This window comes from Sphingobacterium nematocida, assembly GCF_900168125.1.
GTDB lineage: Bacteria > Bacteroidota > Bacteroidia > Sphingobacteriales > Sphingobacteriaceae > Sphingobacterium > Sphingobacterium nematocida.
Window position 1 is genome coordinate 330,684 of sequence record NZ_FUZF01000001.1, and the last position, 18,328, is coordinate 349,011.

The 18,328-nt window shown below is 40.6% G+C and carries 15 protein-coding genes; 14 read left to right on the top strand and 1 reads right to left on the bottom strand.

The window, feature by feature from the left end; translation table 11 throughout:
- The first annotated feature begins 74 nt into the window (after positions 1–74).
- The 11 genes from B5X76_RS01415 (at position 75) to B5X76_RS01465 (ending at position 14,707) form a co-directional block, all read left to right on the top strand.
- Positions 75–3,491 (top strand): SusC/RagA family TonB-linked outer membrane protein, encoded by a 3,417-nt coding sequence (locus B5X76_RS01415; RefSeq protein ID WP_176140963.1) that lies wholly within the window; start codon positions 75–77, stop codon positions 3,489–3,491.
- An 11-nt stretch (positions 3,492–3,502) separates the two neighbouring features.
- Entirely contained in the window at positions 3,503–4,993 is a 1,491-nt protein-coding gene (locus B5X76_RS01420) for a RagB/SusD family nutrient uptake outer membrane protein (RefSeq protein ID WP_079640644.1), read from the top strand.
- Positions 4,994–5,019: 26 nt separating this feature from the next.
- Entirely contained in the window at positions 5,020–5,745 is a 726-nt protein-coding gene (locus B5X76_RS01425) for a DUF4843 domain-containing protein (protein WP_176140964.1), read from the top strand.
- Positions 5,746–5,762: 17 nt separating this feature from the next.
- Positions 5,763–7,334 carry a PKD-like family lipoprotein gene (locus B5X76_RS01430; protein ID WP_079640646.1) on the top strand — a complete coding sequence of 524 codons (1,572 nt, stop codon included), beginning with the start codon at positions 5,763–5,765 and terminating at the stop codon, positions 7,332–7,334.
- Positions 7,335–7,380: 46 nt separating this feature from the next.
- Positions 7,381–8,610 carry a thioredoxin family protein gene (locus tag B5X76_RS01435; protein WP_079640647.1) on the top strand — a complete coding sequence of 410 codons (1,230 nt, stop codon included), beginning with the start codon at positions 7,381–7,383 and terminating at the stop codon, positions 8,608–8,610.
- Between the two features lie 62 nt (positions 8,611–8,672).
- Positions 8,673–10,040, top strand: a complete 1,368-nt coding sequence (locus B5X76_RS01440; protein ID WP_079640648.1) for a TlpA disulfide reductase family protein — start codon at positions 8,673–8,675, stop codon at positions 10,038–10,040.
- A 98-nt stretch (positions 10,041–10,138) separates the two neighbouring features.
- Entirely contained in the window at positions 10,139–10,783 is a 645-nt protein-coding gene (locus B5X76_RS01445; RefSeq protein WP_079640649.1) for a DNA alkylation repair protein, read from the top strand.
- Between the two features lie 70 nt (positions 10,784–10,853).
- Positions 10,854–11,246 carry a hypothetical protein gene (locus tag B5X76_RS01450; RefSeq protein ID WP_079640650.1) on the top strand — a complete coding sequence of 131 codons (393 nt, stop codon included), beginning with the start codon at positions 10,854–10,856 and terminating at the stop codon, positions 11,244–11,246.
- A 122-nt stretch (positions 11,247–11,368) separates the two neighbouring features.
- Entirely contained in the window at positions 11,369–11,881 is a 513-nt protein-coding gene (locus tag B5X76_RS01455) for a hypothetical protein (RefSeq protein ID WP_139375167.1), read from the top strand.
- Positions 11,882–11,938: 57 nt separating this feature from the next.
- Positions 11,939–12,346, top strand: coding sequence for a hypothetical protein (locus B5X76_RS01460; protein ID WP_079640652.1), 408 nt, complete (start codon positions 11,939–11,941; stop codon positions 12,344–12,346).
- Between the two features lie 141 nt (positions 12,347–12,487).
- Positions 12,488–14,707, top strand: coding sequence for an ATP-binding protein (locus B5X76_RS01465; protein WP_079640653.1), 2,220 nt, complete (start codon positions 12,488–12,490; stop codon positions 14,705–14,707).
- Between the two features lie 30 nt (positions 14,708–14,737).
- Here B5X76_RS01465 and B5X76_RS01470 read toward each other — a convergent pair whose 3' ends face one another.
- The gene (locus tag B5X76_RS01470; RefSeq protein WP_079640820.1) at positions 14,738–15,715 is read right to left on the bottom strand and encodes a YihY/virulence factor BrkB family protein; all 978 of its coding nucleotides are present in this window, start codon (positions 15,713–15,715) and stop codon (positions 14,738–14,740) included.
- Between the two features lie 205 nt (positions 15,716–15,920).
- On the opposite strand from B5X76_RS01470, the gene B5X76_RS01475 reads away from it, so the two are divergent.
- From B5X76_RS01475 to panD, 3 genes are read left to right on the top strand one after another with little or no spacing between them, the layout of a single operon-like run.
- Positions 15,921–16,898 carry a PLP-dependent cysteine synthase family protein gene (locus B5X76_RS01475; protein ID WP_079640654.1) on the top strand — a complete coding sequence of 326 codons (978 nt, stop codon included), beginning with the start codon at positions 15,921–15,923 and terminating at the stop codon, positions 16,896–16,898.
- Complete coding sequence (locus B5X76_RS01480) at positions 16,885–17,949, top strand: DUF6695 family protein (RefSeq protein WP_079640655.1); 1,065 nt, start codon at positions 16,885–16,887, stop codon at positions 17,947–17,949. The genes B5X76_RS01475 and B5X76_RS01480 overlap by 14 nt, the downstream gene beginning before the upstream one ends.
- A 1-nt stretch (position 17,950) precedes the next feature.
- Positions 17,951–18,319, top strand: a complete 369-nt coding sequence (gene panD / locus B5X76_RS01485; protein WP_079640656.1) for an aspartate 1-decarboxylase — start codon at positions 17,951–17,953, stop codon at positions 18,317–18,319.
- The last annotated feature ends 9 nt before the right edge of the window (positions 18,320–18,328 follow it).

Consider the following 18,328-nt stretch of genomic DNA (forward strand, 5'->3'; position numbering starts at 1 on the left):
TTCACAAAAACCCAACCGGTTCTTCGTGGGAAGGCATTAGTGCGTTTTGGACCGGTCCTATGCGAAGCAAAATTATGAAATTTAATACCGTCGTACTCTTGGTAGGAACCTGTCTATCGCAGGTCAATGCCCATACATACGGTCAGCAGGTCACCATAAACCGAAAGAAAGCACCACTCGAACAGGTTATCAAAGATCTCGAAAGACAGAGCAACTACGTATTTCTTTACGATAAGGAAGTGGTGGAAAAGATCAAAAATATCGATGTATCTTTTCAGAACAAACCATTTCAGGACGCCCTAAATCAAATCTTGAAAAACACCGACTTAAAAGTTGACTTTTTCAACAATACGATTGTGCTCAAGAAAGTAGCTGGCCAAACCACAAACAAACTCAACAATACTACGCATGAAACAACTGTACAACAAACACAAATAACAGGTCGTGTCGTAGATGAACAAGGCAAAGGTATTGCAAAAGCCTCTGTTAGGCTCAAATCGAACGGTCGTGCCACCTCAACAGATCATGACGGTAGTTTTAGTATACAGGCTTCTAGCAAATCCGACATCCTGATTATCTCTTGCATTGGCTATCAAGAACAAGAAGTAAATGCAGCGGGCAGTAATCTGCGAATAATATTGAGAAACGCAGAAAACAAAATGGAGGAAATAGTCGTCAGTACGGGTATAGTAGATCGTAACTTGAATACCTTTACGGGGGCTGCGTCACGACTTACAAAAGAAGAGCTGCAAAGGGTTAGTCACAAGAACGTGATCCAATCCTTAAAAGTTTTAGAACCTTCATTGATGATCTTTGATAATTTGAATCTAGGATCCGATCCAAACGGCATGCCCGAGATGACATTAAGAGGGAACTCTACCTTTCCACAAGAGGGAAGCTCTGATTTGAAAGGCGATTATATTAATAACCCCAATCAACCGCTCTTTATACTAGACGGATTTGAGGTAGGGCTCACCAAGGTGGTAGATCTGGACATGAACCGTATCGAAAGTATTACGATACTCAAGGATGCTTCTGCAAAGGCGATATACGGGGCCAAAGCAGCTAATGGTGTAGTCGTTATAGAGACCAAAAAAAACACAGAAAACAAGGTCTTAATAACCTATAATGGTAGTTTGGATGCTGAATTACCCGATTTGAGCAGCTACAACTTAACGAACTCTGCTGAAAAACTAGAGGCGGAGCGTATCTATGGTCTATATTCTGAAATCCATAGCTACGACCCGAATTATGTGAAACAACTCACCTTAGACCAACAATATAATCAGCGCCTTAAAGCTGTGTTGTCGGGTGTCAATACCGATTGGATGTCGTTACCACTACGCAATGCCATAGGTCAAAAACATGGAGTATCTGTTGAATTGGGTGATAGAGATCTTAAGTTAATCACGGATTTTTCATATAATAACGTAGAAGGGGTAATGAAAGGCTCCAAGAGGGATGTTATCGCCACCAATGCAATGATGTCTTACCGTTTCAAAGGATTTCTATTCCGCAACATTATTAGCTATACCGCAGGCTCCAGTAACGATTCACCCTACGGTACATTTGATGAGTATGCAAAAATGAACCCATATTGGACACCTTACGACGAATTTGGAAATCTAAAGATGAATGCGGAAACGGGCCTGGTACCCTACGTAGGTAGCGTAGCGGCAGAGGTTCAATCCTTTCCCAACCCACTCTACAACTCGACACTTAACACCAAATTAGCCAAGAGTTATACAGAATTCACCAACAACCTATATGCAGAGGCAGCATTAGCCGCAGGTTTAAAAATGCTTCTTCGTGGCAGTTTCACCAACACCAAAAATGAGGCTGACGAGTTCTACCCTGCCAATCACTTAAGATTTGCTAATTATTCAGGAGATGATTTCTTTAGAAAAGGTTCTTATAAAAAGAATGAGGGAACTCAAATGCGATATTCTGGGGATATAAACATCAATTACAACAAACCTTTTGGCGAAAAACATCTGCTCTTTGTTAATGCAGGGGGATCCGTTAGTCAGCGTTCTTTTGAGGAAGTGATTTATAACACTGAAGGTTTTCCAAATGACAGGATGAACGATATACTATTCGCAAAACAATATGCCAAATATCAAAACAGACCCTCTGGATCCGAAGGGACAACGCGTGATCTAGGTTTACTTTCAATTGCCAGTTACTCGTACGATAACCGACTATTTGCAGATGCATCTGTGCGGGCCTCTGCCTCTTCTCAATTCGGGACCAACAAACGCTGGGGAGCCTTTTGGAGTACGGGAGTTGGCTGGAACATTCATAACGAAAAATGGCTAAGCCAATACCAGATCTTTGATAGGCTTAAGCTACGTGGTTCAGTAGGATCAACCGGGTCTCAAAATTTCAGCTCCTACCAATCCATGGCTACTTATACCTACTTCCTAGACAAAGTTTATCAAGGATATCTAGGTTCGTACCTTAAAGGGATGGCTAATCCGGATTTAAAATGGCAACAGAAAATGGATTACAATGTAGGCTTGGATTTTTCTATCCGACGTAAATTATCAGGTCGCTTAGATTACTATAACTCGATTACAGAAAATACACTAGTTGATTTTAGCTTACCACCATCATCAGGATTTGCCTCCGTTAAGGAGAACATGGGAAAAATAAAGAACACCGGAATCGAGCTTATGCTGACTTACATGGCATACTCCGACCCTACAAATCGTGCTTTCTTATCTTTTACCGGATCGGCTATTAAGAACACCAACAAAATTGTTTCTATATCCGATGCGTTGAAGTCATTTAATGAATTACAAGATCAGGTAGCTGGAGATCGCTTCAATAACAGACCTGTAACCAAATATTACGATGGGGTGTCTATGAATGCGATATGGGCTGTACGCTCATTGGGTATAGATCCGGCCAACGGGCAGGAAATATATATAAAGCAAGATGGCAGTAAAACCTACACCTATTCTGCAGCGGATCAGGTTGTAGTTGGTGACAAAATACCTAAAGTCTCTGGTTCATTTGGGATTAACGGCGAATACAAAGGCTTTGGCTTATCGGCTTATTTTAGGTTCTTATTCGGCGGCCAGCTCTACAATCAGACGTTGATCGATCGGGTAGAAAATGTAGACATGAGCTACAACGTGGACAAACGCGTACTTTATGGCACCTGGCACCAACCTGGAGATGTAAAGCCTTTTAAAGCTTTAGGTTCTGTAGAAATACAACAAGAAGACGGCTCCTGGGAACGAAAGTTTTTGCGCACACAGGCTTCCGACCGCTTTGTGATGGATCAGAACGAAATAGCACTATCATCATTAAGTCTGTCGTATGATTTTTACCGTTGGAATTACCTTAAGCAAATTGGTCTGGATAGATTGCGCTGTGCTTTATATACCAACGATGTGTTTACGATATCCAGTATTCCTATTGAACGTGGATTGAGTTACCCATTTGCACGTAAGTTTTCATTCAGTTTAACTGCAACATTTTAAAGAAATATAAAATGAAAAAAATTATTCCAATCGCCTTATTCGCAGTACTCGGTTTTAGCTCTTGTGAAAAATGGCTTGCTATAACACCCAAATCTGAAATTGCTTCAGATGAATTATTTAAATCCGAACAAGGATTTAAGGATGCTTTAATGGGGGCATATCTATTGATGACCGACCGAGGTATTTATGGCTTTGAAAGTACAATTGGTTTTATTGATGCACTCGCGCAACAGTACCCAACCACTGTTGTAAACCATCCCTATGCCAATGTTTCCACCTACCAATACCAGTCCACTCAAGTTATAAATCCTAAAGACAATATCTGGAGTAAAAGTTATTCCGTCATTGCGAACTTAAACAATCTTATTAGCCAAATTGAAGATTATAAAGATAAAATTCACCCCACCCATTATAATTTGATTAAAGGCGAAGCTTTAGGATTACGTGCCTACATCCACCTCGATCTGTACCGTTTATTTGGCTACGGAAATCTAATTAACTCGCCTACAGATTTAGATAGAATCACGTTACCTTATGTGGACAAATACATTAAAACGATGACCCTCCCCGTTTCCGGAAAAGTATATCTCGAAAATGTAGAACGGGATTTGCAAGAGGCCGAAAAACTCATGATCAATTATGATCCGGCATTAATAACTGCTACAAATGATTTAGGAGGTGTCGAGATTCCAAATGCGGATAACTTCTATAGTGACCGTAGAATGCGCTTTAATTATTACGCTGTAAAAGCAACACAGGCCAGATTGTACTTATGGAAAGGTAATTACGAAAAAGCAATAGAAGCAGCTGAATTGGTAGCCACCAAAGCTAGAGGTACATTGGTTTCTTTTCACAATGGAAGCATCAATAATCCAGACCCTTTACAAAAAGACTATACCTTCAGTGCTGAACATATTTTTGGCTTAAACGTACAGAATATGTTTGAAGTGATTAAGCCGTACATCACACAATTCGGACCAGACGGAATTAATGTCAATAGCCGTAGACTAAACCATAACGGTACAGTTGCTAATACCTTATATGAGATCAACACTAAAGGAGGTATGTCGCTATCCGATTATCGCTACAAAGAACTCTATAATAAAATATCAACAAACGATTACTTATTGCTAAAGTTTCATTACGTAGACCGTTCCACCTATAAAGACAGAATGCCTTTGATTCGACTTCCAGAGATGTTCTATATATTGGCCGAATGCTATAATGAGACCAATCAAAGCAATTTGGCCGTAAGGATGTTGAACACCGTACGTATCAATAGAGGGATAGCACCAACCTATAATCTCCCGGAAACCTTAACGAAAGAAGAAGTTCAAGTTCAAATACAGCTGGAATACCGGAAAGAATTTGTCTCCGAAGGACAGTTATTTTATTACTATAAACGTCGGGGAAATGAGGCTATACCAAATACCAACAAGCCAATGGACAATACGGTATATGTATTGCCTTTACCGCAGCGTGAAATTGAAATGGGTAACTAATGTTAAAAATACTGAAAGGAATTATTATGAAAAAGAACAACATACTTTTCACACTTTCCCTCTTCATTCTAGCATTGCTGGGGGCTTGCAAAAAAGAAGAGTTAAAGATTTATATCGACGAGTCACCTTCTCTATATGGATTATCAGGTTATTCATATTCATTTATTGAGGACATGGAGGCGCAATCAAAAACCATTTTCCTGACCGCGCGACTGTCTGGTGAACCCAAAGATTATGATCGAGAATTTAAGGTTGAAGCCATCTTTGACAGCACGACGACAGCTAAGCCCGAATGGTTTGAAATCCAAGAAGGAACATTGCCAAAAAACAGTACTGAAGCCCAGATTCCAATCGTACTAAAGCGAAACACGACAGTAGACACATCCTTAGTTGACCTCAATGTACACATTGTACCCTCTGAAGATCTTGGGACCATGTTAAACACAAGATCAAAAATAACCTGGACAGCGAAAATTATACAGCCCGTCAATTGGAGGTGGATGCGCTTCTATTTGGGAGCAGATTTCTCTACGGGTTGGTACAAATTTTTGATAGAAGTTACAGGAAGAACATCATTCCCTTTCGATCCAACACAAGCAGACAAAGAGACTTGGTGGATGTCGACCGGTGAAGTACAAGCGTTAGGTCTTAAGGCAAAGGAAGCTCTAATTAAATATAATATGGAGCACCCGGGGGAACCTTTTACCCATAATGACGGTCCAAAAAAAGGACTTCCTGTCGTTTTTTATTAACTTTTTAGACTAAGACAATGAAACATATAATCTATATATTATCTTTCATCACCTTGCTGATGTCTGCTTGCTTAAAAGACACTTCAACTTTAAATATGTATGAAGTATCCGAGATCGGCATCGATACGACTGGCCTACCCATTGCTTATACCATATATCAACGCGATACTTTAAAAATCGCGCCAACAGTCAGTGTACAAAATACCGATAAAGGGACTCTAAAATACAAATGGACATTAAACGCTTATGGTGGTTACGAACGCTTATTGGGCACCCAAGAGCATTTGTCCGCAATAATAAATGAGACACCGTCTTCAACGCCGTATAAACTTATTTTCACAGCCACCGATTCCACAAATAATGTCAAAGCATTTTTCACTTGGGATATTACTGTTATTTCACTCTTTGGCGATGGACTTATTGTAGCCGACACCAAGGATGAACAAAATACAGATGTTAGCTTAATTATGGCATTTAATTTTACAGGAGCCATTACCAAAGACAGTGCTTCACAAAAAATCATGTATAATGCCTATAGTTCAGCTAATGGTGAGAAAATAAAAGGAATTGTAAATCAGCTAAACTTTCATAGGCGCTTCTCATATAAAGACATAACATTTATGACAGACCAGTCATACTTAAGAATTAATCCAGACTCTTATATCAAGACACAGGGTGGCAATGAACTTTTTATTATTCCACCGGATAAACTGGCCCCCAATGACGTATCAACGGTCGTTAATAACAATCACCGTCAGTTCTTGATTAACAATGGTAAAGTGTACGGACGGTATGGGGAGAATCAAAAGTTTGGCTATTATTTTCTTCCATCCGATGATAAGGGCTATAAAGCTTTTAGAGTTTGTGGATTTAACACAGGCTTAGGGGGCATAACCTATGACGAATTAAACAATCGCTTCCTCTTAGTAGCAGATGCCGCTTCTATGGATCGACCTCTGATCAATTTCCCAGCTACACATAATGAAGCAACATTTGACCCGAATAATATGGGAAATAAGACTTGCTTAGACATGTTTGAAGGTTATGATCAGCGGATTATTTCTATTATGAAAGAACGTGATCAGGAAAAATACTATGCTTACCAAATAAAACGCTCTAATCCAGTGTCGGGATCTATGGGGATTGCGCTTAATGATCTAAGTGCAAACCCAGACATTAGTAATGCAAAATTTTTCTCCACATCTAGCAGTGAGCAGGTACTATTCTACGCTACGGAAGATAAAGTATATGCAACAATAGTTGAATTGGGTGTGCCGTCCACTACGAATCTCCGGTATACAGCTAATTCCGGCGAAAAGATAACTGGGATGAAAATAATATTTACGTCAAATGGGAAAACATATATACCAAGTACAAGCGATCCTTTGGATTGGTCAAAGCGAACAACTATAGGTGCTGCCCAACGTCTAGTTGTGCTAAGCACATATAATGCAAGCAGCAAGACCGGGAAGATAATAACCATTCCTATCGAAATATTAGGTGTAGGTGGTTTAGTTACAAATCCAGATTACATCCGTACGTATGAGGGTTTTGGCCGTATTACAGCTTTTGACATGCAATTGCCATAATAAAGTCGCTCATTAACTGATTAAAAAATTAAATTATACTATAAAAATGAAAAAAGTAAAAAACATTATACTAGCTATTGCTACCCTATTCATAGGCAGCACCGTCAGCGGTCAAGGAATTCAGTTTGAACATAATTACAAAGATGCCCTCGCTCGAGCTAAAAAGGAGAAAAAGGCCATTTTCGTGGATTTCTATACATCTTGGTGTGGACCATGTAAACAAATGGACGCCGATGTATTCTCCAAAAAAAACGCTGGCGATTACTTCAATAGTAATTTTGTCAACTTGAAAATTCAATGTGACGATAAGGGCGAAGGTGTCGAGTTAGGCAAACAATACAAGATCGCGGCCTACCCTACCCTGATGGTTATGGATGCGGATGGTAATGCTATGCACTCTATGGCTGGAGGTACTTCCATTCAAGGCTTAATCGAATTTTCTAAAGTCGCGATGGATCCAAACCGCAATCAATTGACACTTATCAAAAAATTTGAAGCTGGCGAGCGCGATCATAGCTTTCTGACAAAATATTTTGAGATGTTGGTAAAATCTTATCAAAGCGAAAAAGCTACAGCCGATTTTGATAAGTACTTTACATCCTTATCGAAGTCTCAGAAATTAACAAAGAACACCTATGATCTCATGGAAGTTGTGAAACCAGCACCATTTTCAGCTCCTTTTGACTTTCTGGAGCAGAATAAAAAAGAATTTTACAAAATTGTAGGAAAAGAACAAGTTGATAAAACAATCGCCAATAAATACCTCTGGTACCTAAAAGCGTTACAAGATGATGGATTATCGACTAAAGACATGACGAATTTCAACGACAAGATGAAAATCTTCAAATCTAAAAACTATCCTTATTACGATGAATATGCTGCATTCTGCGATATTTTTAATTCCAAAACAGCAGACAACAGCGATTACGACGTACCGTTGTACAAGAAAAAAGGTACCGCATTTTTAGATAAATATGGTAAAAACAATGCGCAGTATACCTTAGCATTGACCAGCTTGCTAGGTAATTTCACCGGTAAAAAAGACCAAAACGTGGAAGGTATTAAATGGATGGAAGACCTACTAGCATGGGACAATAAGCCTAGCTACTATAACACCTACCTATACATCACTTGGCGTAACTATCAATTTGACAAAGCGTTAGAAATAGCCGAAAAGATGAAAGCTAACGCTATTGCGAACAACAGTTCAACAGCCGATGCAGAAAAAAACATCCAAATGGTCAAAGATCTCAAAGCTAAATACGGCAACAAATAAAGATAAAACTTAAGGCACGGCTTCCGTGCCTTAAGCGATTTTATAATTCAACATTCCTATTAATGAAAACACATACTAAGACATTCTGCGTCATAATCGGTGCCATAATCGGACTTACACTATCACTTCATGCTTTTGCAAAAGAAAGTGGTAAGGCCGTGATTCGAGGTAAAGCAACGGTAACAAAAGGCATTGTAGTACTCTATTATGGGGAGCAAGGCAAAAATCTTCGAGAACGTTATGATTTTAACGACGGAAACTTTGTCGTCGGAACTGAACTGGAAAAGCCCGATTTCTACTTAATCTATACCTCAGATCCGACTTTAAAAAAGTTCAATCTGTATCTACAGCCTGAGGATGATATTTCTATTGCTGTAAAGAATAATAAAATTATACTCAGTGTTAAAGGTAGTGCGCTCAACCAATTTTATCTAGATATGAGCCTCCAATACGGGTTCAAAGATTCCAACCATAGCGATAAAGAAGCTTATACCGGCCGGATCAAGGCAATCAATACCTCTACCCTAGCAGAAGTTAAGGAGCATAGAAAAATTCTTTTAGCACAAACACAAGCAGAATACTTAACCGCTGCATTTGGTGATTATATCCAAGCTAAAATAAGTCCTCCATCGACTCCATTAGCCAAAACCCAGTTTGCCGATTGGGATTTAAAATTCGTCCCCGAATTAACAACCTGCTACAATTGGATCGGGCTGTTAAACGAGTTTATGTATGCAAAAATAGACGCCGGCGAATTGAAAATCCACAATGCTAATAATTGGGTGGCCGACTTTGCCAGTTCCATCTCAGATCAGACGCTCAGGGAAGCATACATCGTAGAACTAATCCATTTGATGCTAAAAGAAAAGGAGCTAGTTACGATACATGACCTAGCCAAGCAATCTTTGCCTTTGGTAAAAGACAAAGCCAATGTAGCCAAAATCAATACCATGCTCCAAGACGCTAATAAAGAGACCATATTTAAAAATAGTCTACCAGGCACGGACTTCAGTACGCTTACTTTCCATAAGCCTGACGGCACGAAAACAACCATCTCTGATTATAAAGGCAAGGTGGTGTTTATTGACATCTGGGCTACCTGGTGCGCCCCATGTATTGCCGAAATGCCCTTCCTAAAACGCGTAGAACATGGTATGGAAGAAGAAGATATTGTCTTTCTATCTGTTTGTGGCAATACAAAGGAGGTAGATTGGTTAAACTATCTGAAAAAGAATAATTCAACCGGCGAACAACTCTGGTTACCTGGAGGTACCAACAGTCCCTTCTTCCGTCAGATAGCAGGCTCAGGTATTCCTCGTTTTATCATATTGGACAAAGCAGGCAAAATGCTCAACCCAAAATGTTACCTACGACCTTCAAACCCGGTCCTCAGCGTATATTTAAAAGATTTGGTGAATAAATCGATTTAAAATAAAAACGGGCATCCTAGCGGTGTCCGTTTTTATTATATCCCCTCTGCTTATTGAGTAGTTCATCCATCGTATTCATTTTTTTGTTATTTTTAATCATGAAAACATCTTCAAAAGCATCGAATGTGTTGAGTGGAATTGATCACAACACGACAAAGCTGGGTGACCTTCGAAATATTGCAAAAGATATTAAGAAGGACCACGATCTTGCTTTAGAACTGTGGTCATCCGGTCTATACCTGCCTAGGCAACTAGCGATTCTGATTATGGACAAGAAAAAGATCACTCAAGAATTTATAGACAGCTTGACCAAGGATATTGAAGAACATCAACAGGCCGAAAAGACTCAATTGATGGACTGGCTCATGGCAAATCAACTCGCTAAGGACAAGCAGACAGTCGCACTCATGGAATCCTGGCGGGATAGCGGCTTTGCCCTTCAAAGGAGGGTATTTTGGTACCATCAAGCTCGGCAACGCTGGGTAGGGCAAACTCCACCTCCCAACACCGAGTATCTCTTGGCGATGATCGAAAATGGTATCACAAACGAGGTTCCGGAAGTGCAATGGGCCATGAATTTCACAGCGGCTCAAATAGGAATATTTGAACCAAAATACCGCGCAAGGTGTATAGCACTAGGCGAACGAACCGGCCTATATAAAGACGAAGTCGTGTCCAGAAACTGTACTCCAAATTATCTACCTAAGTTTATCACTATGCAAGTTGCTAAACTTAAAATATAAGCCCCCCGAAAGACGCAGCAATCGCGAATCGAATTAATACATTTATATTCTATGATCTAACATCAATTTTATGAAACCACTAATTTACATCATTACCCTGCTATGTATTCCTACTATCATGTCGGCCAACGGAATACGTTTAGAAGCAAAACCTGGTTGTGAAATGGCTTCCACTTATGGAGAACTTGCTTACCTCTCTTTTAAAAAAGCTTATCAAGCGAGTTCCATTGAAAATGCAATGCCCCTGTTAAAAGATGGCGTACTCAAAGCGGATGAAGCAGCAGCCTATGCAATCTCCCCATCTTGCAACTGTGCTAACGCAAAAAACTATGCGCTCAATGCAGTTACCTTTGGCAACAAGGCCATGAAAGAAACGGATCTAGCAAAGCTCAAAAAGAGTGCAAAAAAAGCAATGGATATGGCATTAGACGTACTGACAGCAACCCCTAACTGTGGCAAGTAAATCAAATTCCACTATATAGGAAGAGATAGTTAGTCTTCTAAGACTATTGCTAGCACAGCTATCGTATATCCGTTAGAGGCACAGTTATTGCATTAAACATGGCGTTAATTTAAATAAACGTTATGACGAAGAGAATTATTTTTGCATGTTCTGTACTTTCCATGTTCATCACCGGATGTAAAAAAGATGACGCTACAGGAACCGTAGACTCCACGTATTTTATGGTTAAAATTGATGGTGTTGAAAAAAACTTTGCGTCTGCAGAGGCACGATGGGTAGATGGCGGCAATTATTTAGAAATAACCGGATCCAATGGCGGAACCGAATGGATGAAACTAACGGTTATGTCAGAAGATACACGTGTACCTGGTGGTCAATATACTTTAGATGATCTTTCGGGATTTGACATCTTAGCTATCTATTCCTTAACAAAAGATAATCAACAACTCAACGTTACGGCCACAAGAAATACGCTTGCGCCTGAGGACGCTTTGAATCTGGACATTGCAAAAATAAACAATAGTGCTGTAGAAGGATCTTTTTCCGGTGCTCTTGTACGTGTAGAAGGTTCTAAAACCCTACAAACGGTTAAGGTAACAAACGGGAAATTTAAAACTTCTATTAAGGCAAATTAGAAAAAATACGGACTTATCAACTACTTCTTGTAACTTCACCGTTCAAACATTATTACAATGCCATATCAGACTGTATTTAACGAATTTTGTGAACGCGTACAATCGAGTATCAATCAAGGAACATTTGCCAAACTAACTTTTGCTAAAACAATAGGTAATACCGAGTTAAAGAATATTTATGTACGTCTTCATATTTTAGAATCTGGCGGCTATGATTTTGCATTAACCTTCAGCTATAAAACACAAGAAATTGAGCATTTTCATACAGCCGATGAGGTTTTTACAGTGTTAAGCAACTATATAAAAAATCCGTTCAGCAGCGCATTACTGTTTACCACGGAAATGGATCTTACCTTTAAAGTCAATAAAAAAGGTGCTGGGAGCCTTGTTGAGCAAGCCCCCACCTTTAAAAATGTATCCCCTCCGATGCTAGAAATGATAAAAAAAGGAATTATAAAGATTTAAAGATTTCGACGTCTAGTTTCTTGGGCTTATTCAAGCATAAACAATAAATCATTTCTCCCCGCTATCGATGAAACGAAGCATCTGTTCAAAACTTTGATAAGTGATTTTATAAACATATCTTTAAATTTTGAACGTCTAGTTATGGGTAAAGCTTGGTTACATTGCGAAGATGAACCGATTCATCTTTGTGGCCGCATTCAGGAGTTTGGTTATTTGGTGGTGTTTGATTCTGGTTTGCATTGCGTTGCCATCAGCGATAACTTTGCCCATTGGCTTAGTACACCTGTACAGGATCTTTTAGGATACCATCTAAATGACTTTTGGGCACTTAGTCAACTAGATCCCGCCAACCTATCCGTCTTCTTTTCCAAAGCCGAAGAAGATCCTCTTTACAGACAGGTTTCAGAAATAAAAATACAGGACAAAGACTTTCATTGGAGTATCTATCAAAATGAACATAAAATTTATTTTGAGTTCGAGCAGATCAACGCCTTAAAGTCCAACAACACCAAACTGTATTCCTACGCACGACATTTAGATGCCGCCGGAGACGAGCTTTGGTCTGCACTCTGCGCCAGCATCAGCACAGTCATCGATTTTGACCGTGTCATGCTGTATAAATTCATGGATGACGGTAGCGGTCAAGTCATCGCCGAAAAGGCAGCTCCAGATATGACTTCCCTATTAGGGTACCGATACCCGGAGTCTGATATACCTAAACAAGCACGTGAACTGTACACCCATTTCATAGCCCGTCATACAGTTGATGTTGATGCTCCTACCTATGCCCTTCTAGGTAAAGAACCTGACACATTGGATCTAGGGCGATCCAGTATCCGCGCATTGTCCCCCACGCACTTGCAATATCTTCGTCATGCCAAGGTACGTGCCAGCGCCAGTTTTTCGATCCTAATGGATGGACAATTGTGGGGGCTCGTTACCTGTCAACATCGGGACCCGAAAATGGTCGATCTAGCACAGCGTCACCTCTGCGTTTTCTTAGCACAATACGCTGTAAACAGACATTTGGCACGTCAACGAGAAATAGACCTTCTCTACAATAAGCGCATCAAATCTTTGGAACTGGAGTTGAAAGAAAAGCTCTTGGTCAATCGCAATATACTCGAAGTCTTAGCCAACAGCGCTCCTGCTCTCTGCGATATGGTATCGGCAGAAGGCTTGGCTATTCAGCATCCAGATGGCGTGTATTTATATGGTGAATCTCCTACTCTCAATCATTTTAGGAAGATTCAATCGACTATCAACCAACGTAGTCAAAAAGAACTGATCGCATACCAACACTTTACCCTTGCAGATCCGGAAAACCAAGATACATTCCCTGGTGTAGCCAAAGTCGTCATATTACGCGAACCAAAGTTTAGCCTATATTGGTTTCGCAAAGAAATAGAAATCGAAGAGACATGGGCCGGAAATCCAGAAAAAACATATGTGGACGACCCCAATGGGCAAGCACAATACCCTTCTCCTCGAACATCATTCGAGGCCTGGAAACGAAAAGTAAAGGGACATGCAGCCCCCTGGAAAAAACGAGAACTCCTATTTATGCGCCGCATGCGCTACATCGTACAAGACGCTGTGATGAAAAGAGTCTCTGAAATTCAGGAATTGAATGAGAGACTTGTAGAAGTCAACAATACGCTAGATACCTATAGCTATACACTTAGCCATGATCTAAAGAACCCCTTGTCATCCATCAAGTTGGCAGCACAGATAATACAACAGCGGAACAATCTACCAGAGGAATTCCTCAAAAAAGTCAGCACCAATATACTGGATGCTGTAGACCTAATGACAAATATGATGCAAAGGGTATTTGAATTTTCAAAAGCAAAGACTTATGAATTTGAATATGACACAATCCATCCTGAGCCCTTCATACATAAAATCATTCTGGAAAGTAAAGAACGCTATTCCTGCTCCAACCTCGATTTTCAAATTGGACAACTGCACCCGATCTCAGGAGAAAAGACATTACTTTATCAGCTCTTTTTAAATGTGCTAGCCAATGCAGTCAAGTATAGCAGTAAGACCGAATCCCCACAAGTGTCCATAAATAGCTATTCCAGCAATGATGCTGTTGTATACTATATTACCGACAATGGGATCGGTATACCTGCAGACGAAGTCGAGAATATATTTGAAATATTCAAACGGATGTCCAATGCAAGTGGTTTTGAAGGTTCTGGAATCGGTCTATCTATCGTCAAGCGTATTGCAGACCGTCTACAGGCAGAGATTAAGATTGAAAGTGAACTCGGAGAAGGAACCCGTTTTATCATAAAATTTAAAAACCAACTCCCAAAGGAAAGGCATGCCCTATCCCACAAAATGTCTTTGTAGTATAGGCTTTATCTGCAAAAAATAGTACTGCTATTTAGTACGTTTGCCCGCTGCTTTTTCATCCTCTGTCAATGGTGCTGGCGGTACTACATTGACCTCTTTCTCGATTTCTTTAACTTCGACATACACCGCAAATTCAGATGGCTGAATCGGAGTACCTTTGTAAATAGCGTACTCGCGCGTATACACCGCTCCAAAATAAAGTATAGCCGAGGTATAATATACCCATAATAAGATAAGCACAATAGCACTAGCCGTTCCATAAGTGCTTTCCGTACCAGAACTACCTATATATAGCCCTATCAGAAAATGACCGATAATAAACAGAACCGCTGTAAACAGAGCTCCCGACCGTACGGTACGCCATTTTATATTCACATCAGGAAGCACCTTAAAAACGATACAGAACATGAGAAATATAATCCCAAAGGACACCAAAAAGTTTATCCCATTAAACAGTTGCACTGAGGTATCTGGAAAAAATCGTTGCAAGCGATCCGTCAGTGCCATTACTACGCCGTTTACGATCAAAGTAACCACTAGCAGAAAACCTAACCCTATCACCAACGATGAGGAAAGTAGGCGGTCTTTTATAATTTTTAACCAGCCCTTTTTCACCTTAGGACGCACATGCCATATATTATTGATAGAATTTTGAATATCCCCGAACACGGTAGTCGCGCCGATCAAAAGAGTCACCACACTGATGATAAGCGCCATATTCGACTTTCCCGAAAGAGAGAGGTTTTTGATAATATCCTGCACCTGCAATGCTACACTGCTCCCGATCAAACCTCTTAACTCGGTAAATACTTTCCCCTGGATAGCCTCTTCACCCAGAAACATTCCTGCTAACGATATCATCAAAACAAGAATAGGTCCTACCGAAAAAACCGTATAATAAGCCAGTGAGGCGCTGTATTTTAAAGCCGATTCGTTCATAAATCCCAACACTGTATTCTTTAATATCGTAAAATGTGTTTTAAATATCTGTTTTCTTTTGCTCATAGTTTTCACAGTTGTCGTATCTCCATAACCATTCATACGGCCAAATAGTTCATACCAATAACCAAAATATCATCTATTGCATAGTGACAGGAGAACTTTTCCCGCGCTGAGCTGTTAAAAGTTGTGAAAACAATAAAAAGAGATAATACCATCGATGTTTACATCGTTATATTATAAACAATAAATAAACTTAAACTCATAACATTTGGATACTACGACAATAGGAAATACACCGCTACAACTATGCCCTTACCTCTCCGAAAAATATGCCTGTAGTATATTTATAAAGAAAGAATTTTATAACGCTAATAAGACTTCGAAGGACCGTCCTGCCTGGCATATGATACAAGAGGCTATTAGGCTTGGTCTGCTTCGCAAAGGTGATACGATCGTCGAAGCCAGCAGTGGCAATACAGGAATCGGACTTGCACAATTTGCACTTCAACTTGGTTACGGATGCCGCATCTATCTAACCAAGGATTGTGCTCGCGAAAAGCTTAGCCTACTACGTCAGCTGGGGGCTACTGTTGTCGCCTGTGCCAATTCAAATGGCATATCCGACAAGGAGTCAACGCAATACCAAGCCGCAGTATATGCCCAGAATACCCCTAACTGTTTTTTTACAGATCAGTACAACAATCCGCAGAACCCCTTATCCCATTACCAGACTACGGGTCCCGAAATATGGGAACAGACGAGCGGTAGGATTACCCATTTTTTCGCCGGCATAGGTACAGGCGGTACTATATCCGGAGCAGGCAAGTATCTAAAATTCAAAAATAACAACATACAGATCTGTGGAGTAGAACCTAACGGTTCAATTCTATCCCATTTAAAAAAGCATGGTACCCTACCCGACGAGCTACCTGCAATGGACAAAATAGATGGCATAGGTCGAAAATTTGCCCCGGCCGTATTTGACCCCGAGGTAATTGATGATATCCTTCAGGTGAGTCGAATCGATACCATGAACTGGGCTAACACGTATTATCAGGAAGAAGAAGAATTACTTGGCTTTTCCAGTGCAGCCGTGCTGGCGGGACTAGAAAAATATGCAGATACACGCCCCGTACGAGCAGACGACCATATGGTCTTATTATTTGCAGACTATGGCGATCGCTATCTAAATAGTTTATATCCAACATTGAAAAAAGAAATAGCACAATACGATGAGAAGTTTTAACGACTTTGCTATACCATTGGCATGGCCAGACCAGACGGCTTTTGGAGACGAACGCTGGATGGCCTTCTTAAAAAAATGCGGCATTGTCAAAAACTTAAATTTTAAAGTCGGGCACGCTGCTATCCTTCTCGTCTCCCACGGTACCGGAACCGTTGATTATTATGATTTTGGTCGCTATGTCAGCCTACGTGGCGATGGTCGTGCGCGTTCCAGTTACTTCGATCCGAGACTTCACATAGAGACTGCTGCATTATTTGATCGGGCACACCAAACGATCACAAATTTAGAGGAGATATTGGCAGAGTTAAGCGATATGGAAGAGGCCACGCATGGAGGCGGTCGACTCTTTTATTCTCTGGTACAAGACATCTGTTATGCTAGCGCCAAGAAATTTGCTGACCAGCTGGTTAGCAATGGTCCAATTCCCTATGGCGCCATCGCCAAGGGTAACAACAGTTGTTCACGCTTTGTCGCCCAGGTCCTCATCGCTGGCATGCATCCCAAAGATAGGCGCGTCAGAAAGATTAAATTCCCAGAAACAGTAAAACCAAGCCCCATGAGCAACATCATCAATACCAGAGACAACGGCATCATTTACTGTTACCACGAAGGCGTGATCAACCCACAAAGAGTGAGCAGAGTCGGTTCTTTAAACTTCCATTGGCAATTGCTCAAAGAAAATTTATCCAACAAGCATGCATCAGCACTGGGCTGCGACACCAGCAATGGGCAATTAGATCGTCCCACCATCCCTGTTAACCTCATTGAAAATGCCCAATGGCTCGGTGGTATAGGCGAAGGGATGTGGTTTCAGATCCTTAACGATGAGACACGAGAGTCCCATTACTGGGTCGAAAGCTATACCTCTTCCGGTTTATTGATCAACCGGGTACCGACTCTATGCCCGCAACAAAGCTTCGACATCCAGAAACCTTTTGAAATCACCACACAGATGGATGGTCAACACTTCACCATCGTCCAGGGCGATATTAAGTATTTATTAAAAAAGACAGAAAACACACAAAACAAAACTTCATTAAAAGTAATATAACATGGAACTGACCCTATTAAAAGCTAAAATCCACACCGTCAAAGTAACCGAGGCCAATGTAGCCTATAACGGTTCGATCACGATCGATGCAGATCTGCTGGACGCCGCTGGCATAAAAAAATACGAACAGGTATATATCAATAATGCGGTAAATGGCAGCCGGATTATGACCTATGTGCTACCTGGCCAAAGAGGCAGCGGAGAGGTCTGTATGAATGGAGGGGCAGCGCTACATGCCAAGGTGGGAGACACTGTCCACATCCTATCATTTATCAATATGTCGCCCCAGGAAGCCGAAAACTACCAGCCTACGCTGGTATTTACAGAAGGGAATAATCAAATTAAATCCATAGAAAAGTACGAGTACTAGCTAAACATA